The following is an 11,040-nucleotide window of genomic DNA, read 5'->3' as shown; positions in this document are numbered from 1 at the left end:
CCAGCGGGCGGGGTTCGAGCTGCTCGGGCGCGGGGGCGGTGCGCTGCCGCGGCGCCGTCGTCCGCCGGACCGCCGGCCCGTCGGCCAGGGCCAGGTCGAAGACGTTGCGGAAGAGCCGGGACATCGCCGCGTCGGTCGCCAGCGACCCGGCGAAGCTGATCGAGGAAGCGCTGAAGACGAACCCTCCGTTGGGCTTCTCCACCAGCACCATGGCCGCGCCGCCGCCGGTGTTCTGCCCCCGGGCGATGACCTCGCCCGGCTCGACCTCGCCGTCCAGGTTCAGCAGGGCGTCGGTCTCCCAGCCGCTGGCCGCGCCGTTGTAGCCGGCGAGGCCGAAGCGGCTGCCGACCGTCAGGCCGGTGCCGGCCAGCAGCTTGTGGTCGCGCAGGACCGCGTACGGGGCGAAGGTGAACCAGCTCGCGCTGGTGTAGTTGACCCCGAGCAGCTGCGAGGCCGGCAGGCCCAGCGAGTTGTAGGTGTCCCGCCGGCCCTCCGGGGTGCGGAACGTGACGGCGCTGCGGTCCTCGCTGAACCGCACCCGTTCGTAGAGGCCGTTGCCGCCGGCGTAGATGACCCGGCCGCCGCCGGCCTGGTAGTCGGCGAGGTGCTGGCGCATCTGCTCCGACCAGTACTCCGGGTGGCTGCCCAGCACCAGCACCCGGTAGCGGGTCAGCCAGCCGCCGGAGCCGTGCAGGTCGGTGTCGTCGTAGCAGTCGAACTCCAGCCCCTGCCGGGTCATCCAGCGCATCAGCAGCACGTCCGACCAGAGGGTGTGCTCCAGGTTTCCGGTGGCCTCGACGTTCAGCTCGGTGGACGGCCGGCGCAGCGTGAGGGTGCGCGTCCCCGCCAGGTCCCCGCAGTACTGGTAGTGCCCGCCCCACGTGTTGTAGGCGTGGTAGGTGTTCGTCGGCAGCAGCATCGCGATGTCGTGCCGGGGCGCCGCCGGTTTCACCACGAACGGCACGTGCCGGCGCAGCGAGTGCGGGCCCTCCAGCCGGGCGGCGTACAGGCCCGACGGCCAGTTCGACGGGACCGACAGCGTCAGGGTGTCCGACCAGTCGCAGCCCGAGTGCAGGTAGCCGGTCGGGAGCACCTGAAGCTTGCCGGTCACGTCCGTCGGCGCCTTCACCACCTCGGGCGGGCCCTCGGCGGGCGCCACCCGTACGACCGAGGCGGTGAACGTCGGGAAGGTGGTGGAGACGGCGATCCGGGCGGTCGAGCCGGCGGTCACGGTCGGCGTGCGCGCGTACCCCTGGAGGGCGGCCTGGCTCTGGAGGGTGAAGCCGCTGCCGACGGTGCGGCCGGAGCCGCCGTTGACCCAACTCGCCCGCCCGTCGGCGCCCACCCTGTTCCAGTTGGTGATCCGGTAGGCGACCAGGCCGCCCGTGGCGCGCCGGGCCGGGTCGCTCGGCCGCACGCCGTAGAGGGTGCCCTGCCCGCCGCAGACCAGCCCGTTGATGGTCAGCTCCTCGAAGCCGGCGCCGATCCGCATGCCGGAGCCGGCCGCCCACCGGCCGCCGCCCAGGTGCTGGTACCAGTAGAGGTTGCCGTGCCGGTACGCGTAGATCACCCCGGAGCCGTCCGCGACGCCCTGGTAGCTCTTGAAGCCCCGCGTGATCCGGCCACCGCCGGTCCACGTCCCCGTCGACGGGGTGTACTGGTAGCCGTAGAGGTCGCCGTCGGCGTCGACCCCGTAGACGGCGCCGCCGAAGCCGAAGAGGCGGGGGAACTTGCCGAAGCCGCTGCCGATCTGCCTGCTGCCGCTCCAGTAGCCGGCCCCGGTGGTGTAGTTGGTGCAGACGTAGCGGTAGTAGTGGATCGTGCCGTCCGCGCGTACCCCGTAGAGCGAGCCGTCCGCGCTGCCGAGGACCGTGCGGAACTGGTGCCAGCCCGACCCGATCCGGCGGCCGGAGCCGCTGGCCCACCCGGTCACCCCGGTCTGCCACCCCCAGTGCCGGTACCAGATCAGCGCCCCGTCGGCCTGGATGGCGAAGACGACCCCGTTGCCGCCCGGCACGAACTGGACGAACCGCTGCTCCGGGTCGTAGGTGGGGTCGGCGGCCCGTGCCGGCGCGGCGGGGGCGGCGAGCACCGCGGGCACGGCGGTGGTCGCCGCCAGCGCGCCGCCCGAGGCCAGCACACGACGCCGGGTGATCCGGCGGGAGACGCGCAGTGACATGTGTGAAGAACCTTTCCGTTATCGAGCCAGGGAAATCTAGCGACCCGGGAGGACCGCCGAGGACCCGGATCGGGAGGCGGAGGGGAAGGTGCCCGGAAGGCGGGGGAGACCGGCCGATCGGGGGATCCGCGCCGTCCGGCGGTTCGGTCGCGCGGGGGGCGCGGTGTGCTGGCCGAGGCGGGCGCGTCCGGCCGGATATCCTCGCCGGGGTCGTCACGGGGAGGGGGACGCGTGCTGGTCGTCCACGGGGTGTGGCGGTGGGGCGTCGGGCTCGCCGTCTGGGCCGAGGACAGCACGCTGCCGGCCCGCGCGCCGCGTCGCGCCGGTCGGCCGCCCCGGGAGCGGCCGCACCCGTTCGCCGCCGGCCACGCGGTGCTGGCCGCCGCGCTGGCCGACGCCGCCGAGCCCGCCGACCTCGACACGGCGCTGCTCACGCTTCCCACCCGGGCCGGCTCGCCGCTGGACTCACCGGAGCTGGTCCGCACCGCCGTCGCCGAGCCGGTCCGCGGGCCGGTCGCGCTCGCCGGGTGGCGCGTTCCCGTCCTGCGGTACGCCCCGGACGCCGCCCTGCCCCTGCTGCGCGGGCTGGGCGGGCTGGCCGTCGTGCCCGGCGCGACCCTGCGCCACCTCGCCGAGCTGGCCGACTTCGCGGTCGACCTGGCGGCCCGGGGCCGGGTTCTGCCCGGCCTCGCCGCTGCCACGGTGCCCCACTCCGCCGCCGACACGCCACCTCCCGGGGCCGCCGCCGGGACGCCGCGCTCGGCCGCCGGCTCGCCGCCTCCCGGGGTCGCCGCCGGGCCGGCGACCGCCGGGACGTTGCGCTCGGCCGGCACGCCCCCCGCCGGGGCCGCAGCCGGGCCGGTGACCGCCGGGCCCGGGCGGGACGACGACCGGTCCGCCGGGGACGGCCGGACGCGGGTGGCCGCCCGGGCGGTGTGGTGGCCCCTGCTGACCGGCACCGACGCAGCCTGGGCGCGGGCGCTCGCACTGGCGCTGCCGCCGGCCGCGCGCGCCGCCGGTCCGGCCCACGCGGGCGTCGTGGCCACCGCTCCGGCCCGATCCAGCCCTGCCGCTACCGGCCCCGCCACCGGTCCGGGCGGTGACGACGGGCCGGGCGCGCTGGTCGCCGACGCGCTCGACGCCCTCACCGACGCCGCGGTCCGGGCGGCCCTGGCGGAGACCGCGCTGGCCCGGGGCGTACGGCCGAACGGCGCGGTGCCCGCGTGGCTGGCCGCGCTGACCGGGCCGGTGCGGGACTTCACCGCGGAGCCGGCCGCGCTGGACACCCTCCGTGCCGAGCTGGACGCCTGGCAGCGCGACGCGGCCGGCGGCGCGGTGCGGGCGAGCTTCCGACTGGTCGAGCCCTCCGCCGACGAGATCGCCGAGCCGGTCGTCGTGGTGCCGGCCGACCCGGCGGCCACGGTCGCGACGGCCGGGCGGTGGCGGGTCGAGTTCGGGCTCCAGGCCGCCGACGAGCCGAGCCTGCACGTGGACGCCGGTCAGGTCTGGCGGGCGCCGGAGACCGTCGCCGGGCTCGCCGGCCGTGGGGGCGACCCGCAGGAGACGCTGCTCGCCGAGCTGGGCCGGGCCAGCCGGCTCTGGCCGGAGCTGGACACCGCCCTGCGTACCGCGACGCCCGAGGCGCTGGAGTTGGACGTCGAGGGCGCGCACCGGTTCCTCCGGGAGGGCGCGCCGGTGCTGCACGCCGCCGGCTTCGCCGTGCTGCTGCCGTCCTGGTGGCGGCGCCCGTCGTCCCGGCTCGGGGCGCGGCTGCAGGCCCGCAGCCGGACCGCCCCGGGCACCGTCGCCGGCGACGGCGGGGTCGGGCTGGACGCCCTGGTCGACTACCGCTGGGAGGTCGCCCTCGGCGACCAGCCGCTGACGGCCGAGGAGCTGGCGTCGCTGGCCGCGCTGAAGACCCCGCTCGTGCGGCTGCGGGGGCGCTGGGTGGAACTCGACCCGAAGCGGCTCGCCGCCGGCCTGCGGCTGCTCCGCTCCGCCGGCGAGCTGACCGTCGCCGACCTGCTCCGCCTCGGCCTGGCCGACGACGAGCAGCCGGACGCGCTTCCCGTGCTGGAGGTCGGCGCCGACGGCGCGCTCGGCGACCTGCTGGCCGGGGCGGTGGAGCGGCGGCTCACCCCGCTCGACCCGCCGCCCGCCTTCCACGGCACGCTGCGCCCCTACCAGCGGCGCGGCCTGGCCTGGCTGGCGTTCCTGCAGTCGCTCGGGCTGGGCGGGGTGCTCGCCGACGACATGGGGCTGGGCAAGACGGTGCAGTTGCTCGCCCTGCTCGCCGGGGACCCGCCGGAGGCCGGCCCGACGCTGCTGGTCTGCCCGATGTCGCTGGTCGGCAACTGGCAGCGGGAGGCGGCCCGGTTCACGCCGGGGCTGCGCGTACACGTGCACCACGGCGCGGAGCGGGCGCGGGGGGCGGCGTTCACCACGGCCGTGCACGACGCGGACCTGGTCCTCACCACCTACTCGGTGGCCGCCCGGGACGCGGTCGACCTGGCCGGCATCGACTGGCACCGGGTCGTCGTCGACGAGGCGCAGGCGATCAAGAACGCCGCCACCCGCCAGGCAGAGGCGGTCCGCGCGCTGCCCGCCCGGCACCGGATCGCGGTCACCGGCACGCCGGTGGAGAACCGGCTGGCCGACCTGTGGTCGATCATGCAGTTCGCCAACCCGGGGCTGCTGGGGCCGGCGGCGAGCTTCAAGAAGGCGTACGCCGAGCCGATCGAGCGGCACGGCGACGCCGAGGCGGCCGAGCGGCTGCGCCGGATCACCGGCCCGTTCGTGCTGCGCCGGCTCAAGACCGACTCCTCGATCATCTCCGACCTGCCCGAGAAGCTGGAGATGGAGGTGGTCTGCAACCTGACCGCCGAGCAGGCCTCGCTCTACCGGGCGGTGGTCGACGACATGCTGGCGCGCATCGAGTCCAGCGACGGCATCGAGCGGCGCGGGCTGGTGCTGGCCACCATGACCCGGCTCAAGCAGATCTGCAACCATCCGGCCCAGCTGCTGCGCGACGGCTCGGCGCTGCCCGGCCGCTCCGGCAAGCTGGCCCGGCTGGAGGAGATCCTGGACGAGGTCCTGGCGGCGGGGGAGCGGGCGCTGCTCTTCACCCAGTACGCCGAGTTCGGCGGCATGCTGCGCGGCCACCTGTCGGCCCGCTTCGGGCGGGAGGTGCTCTTCCTGCACGGCGGCGTCGGCAAGGCCGACCGGGACGCGATGGTCACCCGGTTCCAGTCCCCCGGCGGCCCGGCGATCTTCGTGCTGTCGCTCAAGGCGGGCGGCACCGGGCTCACCCTCACCGAGGCCAACCACGTGGTGCACGTCGACCGGTGGTGGAACCCGGCCGTCGAGGACCAGGCCACCGACCGGGCGTTCCGGATCGGCCAGCGGCGCCGGGTGCAGGTACGCAAGTTCGTCTGCGTCGGCACGGTGGAGGAGAAGGTGGCGGCGCTGATCGCCGACAAGCGCAGCCTCGCCGCCTCGGTCGTCGGTACCGGCGAACAGTGGGTCACCGAGCTGTCCACCGCCCAGCTGCGGGAGCTGTTCACCCTGGAGGCCGGGGCGGTGGTGGAGTGAGCGGGCCGGCGGAGGGCGGCGGGGCGGACGGCCGGTTCGCCGACTACGGCCGGCCGCGCCGGGTCGACGGCGGGCTGAGGGCGCGCAGCACCCGGGGCGCGATCGGGCGGTCCTGGTGGTCGCGGCGCTTCCTGGAGGTGCTGGAGTCCTTCGCCCTCGGCACCCGGCTCACCCGCGGCCGGTCGTACGCGCGGGCCGGCCAGGTGGTCAGCCTGGACGTCGCGCCCGGCACGGTCACCGCCGTCGTGCAGGGCTCCCGCCCGCAGCCGTACGAGGTGAGCATCGCGCTCACCCCGTTCCCGCCCGAACTCTGGTCCCGCGTCGAGGGCGAGCTGGCCGCCCAGGCGTTCTTCAGCGCCCGGCTGCTCGCCGGCGACCTGCCCGCCGAGCTGGAGGAGCTGTTCGCCGCGGCCGGCGCCCCGCTCTTCCCGGGCGGGGTGGCGGAGCTGCGCCAGCGGTGCAGCTGCCCCGACTTCGCGGTGCCCTGCAAGCACCTCGCGGCAACCTTCTACCTGCTGGCCGAGGCGTTCGACGCCGACCCGTTCCAGCTGCTGCACTGGCGGGGTCGCGGCCGGGCCGAGCTGCTCGACCGGCTGCGCGCCCTGCGGGCCGACGCGGCCACCGACGCCCCGGCGGGTCCGACCGACGCGCGACGTGCTGGTGCCGGCGGCGACGGGCCGTCCGGCGCGCAGCGGGGCGATGCCGGCGACGGGCCGTCCGGGGACGGCTCCGGCGGCGCTGCCACCGACGGCCGCCACGCCCCCGGCGCCGGGCCGTCCGCAGTGGACGGCGACGGGCGTGCCGTCGTGGACGTCGCGCCGGTCGGGGCCGCGCGGGTGCTGGCCGGTCTGCCGCCGGCGCCGCTGGCCGACGCGGTCGACCGGTTCTGGCTGCCCCCCGTCCCGCTGCCCGACCGGCCGCCCAGCCTCGCGACCGGACCGGACCTGCTGCTGCGGCAGCTCGGCGCGCCGGCCCCGGCCATCGGCGGGCCCGGCCTGGTCGAGCGGCTGCGCCGGGCGTACCGGCTCCTGGGCCGGTGAGGGCAGCCGGCGGCCCGCCGGGAGTGTCGTCGACGCCCCGTCACAGCCAGCGGCGGCGGAACCGCCACATGAGCGCGGCGTTGGCCACCAGGACCACCGCGCAGACCGCCCCGGCCAGCCGCCCGGCCAGCACGGTCATCGCCGGGAGCGAGGCCCACAGCACGATGGTCAACAGCATCAGCCACCGGCCGCGGCGGGCCCTGGCCCGGTGGTCGAGCCGGGCGAAGAACGCCGGGTCACTCTCCCTGAGCTGTCGGGTGATCTGCTCGAACCTGCGCTGATCCTCTTTGCTGAGCATGTGCCTTCCCCTCACGTGTTCAGCGGTTCGGCGGCATACCCGCTGCGGCGGCGGCTCACGCCGCCGGCCTGCTGCTACTTTGCGGCCCGCCGGTCCGGCGTCCCGCCCGGCCCGGGGCGGCGGCTCAGCGCAGGCTTATCCGCGCCTTAATTTTGCCTGTGCCGATGAATGCGGCGATCAGCGCCGGACGGCCGGGATTCGTTACGTCCGGGCCCCGGCGTGCCGCGTACGCCCTGCTCGGGAGGTCCGTGCCGGGGCGGGCGGAAATCCCCGGTCGCCAGCGGGTGCTGAGGGCCGCCTTAAGTGCCGTCGCGGGTGGTTTCCGCGCTGCTTGATGGCACCTGGGGCCTTGGTTACCGTCCCGTAAACCCCCCTCAGGCACGAGTCGCCGCACCTGCACCCCCATGCCCGGTCGCAGTCGTCGCGGCGCGTGGAGAACGGATTTGGTACATGCCCGACCAGAATGTGCCACCACGTCGACCGCGGGACGACCGCGGCTGGGACGGGCGCCAACGCCCCTCCTCCGACGGACACCGCGACACCTACACCCCCGCGCCGTACGGCCACGCCGCCCCCGCCCCGGCCGACCCGCGCGCCCCCTACGCGTACCAGAGTGGGCGCGGCCCGCAGTGGGTCGGCCCCGACGGCTTCGCCCGCCAGGGCGCCGCGCCCTCCGGCGGCCCCGGGCTGCCCAACCTGGACGATGACGACGAGCCGGGCCGCCGGGTCGGGCGCCGCAGGGCCCTCGCGGCGCTCGGCGGCACCGCGGCCGTGGTCGCCGGCGGCGCGGCCCTGGCCATGACCCCGCAGGTCCGCAGCCTCCTCGGCGACGACGTGGTGGCCGGCGACGCCACCGGCACCACGGTGACCGACGGCGCCCCCACCCGGCCGAGCGGGCAGCAGCCGAGCACGGTGCGCACCTACACCGAGCAGAACGAGAGCTACATGGGCTCCCGGGCCGGCGAGGCGCTCAAGAAGAACAACCCGGCCGGTGGCCGTACCTTCTCCGGGCCGGCCGCCGCCGCGGCGGAGACCAGGGTGACGGTCAGGACGGTGCTCGCCAAGGACCCCGTCCTGCACCTGGCCCGGCGGGCCACCTTCGGGGCCACCCCCCGGGTCCTCGCCGAGATCAAGGAGCGGGGCATCGACGGCTGGCTGCGCTGGCAGCTCGACCCCGAGAAGATCGCCCCGACGCGGGCGGAGCTGAAGCTCTCGGAGCTGCCGACGCTGAAGCTGAGCACGGCGCAGCTGCGCGAGCAGCGCGAGCAGCTCAACGAGCGGGGCGCGCACCCGGAGAAGGAGCTGGTGGACGCCACCGTCGCCCGGCAGATCTGGTCCGACCGGCAGCTCTTCGAGGTGATGGTCGACTTCTGGAACGACTTCCTGCACGTCGCCGCCGACTTCGACGGCGGCGAGGTCCACCGCGCCTCCTTCGACCGCGACGTCGTGCGGGCGCACGCCCTCGGCAGCTACCCCGAGATGCTGCTCGCCGCGAACCGGCACCCGGCGCTGCTGCTCTACCTCAACCAGAACGACTCCCGCGCGGACGCGGTCAACGAGAACCTGGCCCGGGAGAACCTGGAGCTGTACTCCGTCGGCGTCGACGGCGGCTACACCGAGAAGGACGTCCGGCAGGCGGCCCTGCTGCAGACCGGCCGGGGCGTCAGCGACGGCAGGTACGTGTTCCGCCCCGAGCGGCACTACGTCGGCAAGGTCAAGATCCTCGGCTTCACCCACGCGAACAGCTCCAAGGAACCGAAGAAGGCCGAGGCGGCCATCGACGCGTACCTGACGTACATCGCGCTGCACCCGTCGACCGCGAAGTACGTGGCGCAGAGCCTCGCCACCCGGTTCGTCTCGGACACCCCGCCGAAGTCCCTCGTGGACCGGCTGGCCCGGACGTACACCGCCAACAAGGGCATGATCAAGCCGGTGCTGATGACGCTGTTCAGCTCCTCGGAGTTCTGGGCGGCGGTCGGGCAGAAGGTGCGCCGGCCGATGGAATACCTGGTCGCCACGTACCGGGCCCTGGGCGTCGCCCCGGATGCCTCCCCGAAGCACGACAACGGCGACAGCCGGCGCACCCCGTACGCCCGGGGCCTGCGGCAGGTCCACGACAAGATGCGCGAGCTGGGCCAGTACCCGATGGGCCAGCCCACCCCGGACGGCTACCCGGACGTCTACGTCGCCTGGACCTCCGCCGGCACCATGGTCAACGGCTGGAACGAGGCGGGCGAACTGCTCGCCGGCCGACGCACCGTCTTCACCTACACCCGTCCCGAGAAGCTGGTGGCCAGGCCGCCGGGGACCGCGGGGGCGTACGTGGACGCGCTGGCCCTGCGACTGGTCGGCCAGAAGCTGAGCGCCAGGGAACGGTCCCTGATCCTCGGCGTGGCCGGCGTGGCTGCCGGCGACAGGGTCGACGCCACGTTCGACGGGGCCGTCACCGCCGTCGCGCGGGCGATCCTCGCTTCCCCCCAGCACCACCTCCGGTGAGGCACCTGATGGAGAAGACTGTGCACACGTTCCCCCTGCACCCCGAATGCCCCGACCTGCGGCGGCTGGCCGACGACCCGGCCGAGGCGCTGCTGCGGGCCGAGGCCGACGTCGTGGCCGCCGAGAACGCCGCCGAGGCCGACCGCTACCGGCGGCTGGAGGACCTGGAGGAGGCCCAGCAGGACGGCCGCGGCGTCACCCGGCGGACCTTCGTGGCCGGCGCCGCCGCCACCGCCACCGCCCTGGCCACCGCCCAGTTCGTCACCACCTCGGCGTCGTTCGCCGCCACGAAGACCGGCACGCTGATCCACGTCTTCCTCTACGGCGGGCTGGACGGGCTGAGCCTGGTCGCCCCTGCCGACGACCCGGTGCTGGCCAAGGCCCGCCCCGACCTGCTGCTCGCCGACGACTCCCTGGCGGCGGGGCGCGGCTTCAAGCTGACCAGCGCGTTCAAGCCGCTGGAGAAGTGGCTGCGCAGCGGCAACCTCGGCTTCGTCCCGGCGGTCTCCGACGAGCGGCTCTCCCGCAGCCACTTCCAGGCCGCGGACGCCTGCAACCTAGGCGGCCTGCCGAGCGAGACCGGCGGCCGGGGCTGGCTCGACAGCCTGGTCGACACGCTCGGCACGGGCACCGCGTTCCGCAGCGTCGGCATCGGCAGCACCCTGCCCCGCTCGCTGGTCGGCACCAACGGCGCGCTCTCCCTCAACAGCGTCGGCTCGCTGCGGCTCAACGGCGACGACCGCTACCGGGCCGCGACCGAGAAGGCGATCAAGGGGCTCTTCACCGGGATCAACCACCCCGTCCAGGAGGCCGTCCAGGACGGCCTGGGCGCGCTGGCCACCGCGCAGCGCCTCGCCGCCAAGCCGTACCAGCCGGCCGAGGGCGTCGAGTACAAGGGCGTCGGCTACGCGTTCCAGCAGCTCGCCCAGCTCATCAAGGGCGGCGCGAACGTCCGCGTCGCCACCGTCGGGATGGGCGGCTACGACACCCACGAGAACCAGGGCACCCGCGACGGCGGCCAGCTGCACCGGCGGCTCAACGAGCTGGCCGGCGCGATGGCGGCGTTCTTCACCGACCTGGGGGAGCGCTCCGCCGACGTGACGATCATGGTGTCCAGCGAGTTCGGCCGGCGGGTCGCCTCCAACGGCGGCGGCACCGACCACGGCCACGGCGGCGTGGTCGCCCTGCTCTCCGGCCGCCGGCTCGCCGGCTCGCTGCTCGGCAACTGGAAGGGCCTGAGCGACCTGGACTCCGGCGACGTGCCCGAGTACAACAACATGTTCGACGTCTACGGGTCTGTCGCGCAGGGGCGGTTCGGGCTGACCAACGCGCAGGTGGACAAGATCTTCCCGCGCCGGAAGTACACCCCGATGAAGCTGTACGCGTGACGTACCCGCGCACCCACGCCGCCGGCCGCCGCGCCGGGACCACACCGT

At 75.4% G+C, this 11,040-nt stretch carries 5 protein-coding genes and 2 pseudogenes; 5 read left to right on the top strand and 2 right to left on the bottom strand.

The features are described 5' to 3' along the window. A partial coding sequence (locus ACWENR_RS26415; RefSeq protein ID WP_452279654.1) for a N,N-dimethylformamidase beta subunit family domain-containing protein occupies nt 1-2,179 on the bottom strand: 2,179 nt, incomplete at its 3' end. 231 nt (nt 2,180-2,410) lie between these two features. On the opposite strand from ACWENR_RS26415, the pseudogene ACWENR_RS26410 reads away from it, so the two are divergent. The 3 genes and pseudogenes from ACWENR_RS26410 to ACWENR_RS26400 all read left to right on the top strand — a co-directional run. Beyond that, a pseudogene (locus ACWENR_RS26410) lies at nt 2,411-2,867 on the top strand (ATP-dependent helicase); the annotation flags it as partial. 236 nt (nt 2,868-3,103) lie between these two features. Then, nucleotides 3,104-5,770 (top strand): annotated as a pseudogene (locus tag ACWENR_RS26405) (DEAD/DEAH box helicase); the annotation flags it as partial. Continuing rightward, entirely contained in the window at nt 5,767-6,810 is a 1,044-nt protein-coding gene (locus ACWENR_RS26400; protein ID WP_452279653.1) for an SWIM zinc finger family protein, read from the top strand. The pseudogene ACWENR_RS26405 and the gene ACWENR_RS26400, both read left to right, overlap by 4 nt. Before the next feature lie 40 nt (nt 6,811-6,850). Here ACWENR_RS26400 and ACWENR_RS26395 read toward each other — a convergent pair whose 3' ends face one another. Next, nucleotides 6,851-7,108: a DUF3040 domain-containing protein gene (locus ACWENR_RS26395; RefSeq protein ID WP_091104431.1), complete on the bottom strand. Its 258-nt coding sequence runs from the start codon at nt 7,106-7,108 to the stop codon at nt 6,851-6,853. A 450-nt stretch (nt 7,109-7,558) separates the two neighbouring features. Here ACWENR_RS26395 and ACWENR_RS26390 point away from each other — a divergent pair, with 450 nt between their 5' ends. Continuing rightward, on the top strand, nt 7,559-9,604 hold the full coding sequence (locus ACWENR_RS26390; RefSeq protein ID WP_452279652.1) for a DUF1800 domain-containing protein: 2,046 nt from the start codon (nt 7,559-7,561) through the stop codon (nt 9,602-9,604). Between the two features lie 8 nt (nt 9,605-9,612). Beyond that, on the top strand, nt 9,613-10,992 hold the full coding sequence (locus ACWENR_RS26385; RefSeq protein WP_452279651.1) for a DUF1501 domain-containing protein: 1,380 nt from the start codon (nt 9,613-9,615) through the stop codon (nt 10,990-10,992). Nucleotides 10,993-11,040: the final 48 nt, after the last annotated feature.

The organism is Micromonospora sp. NPDC004336 (assembly GCF_053602615.1).
This window is presented reverse-complemented; position numbering and strand designations above follow the sequence as displayed.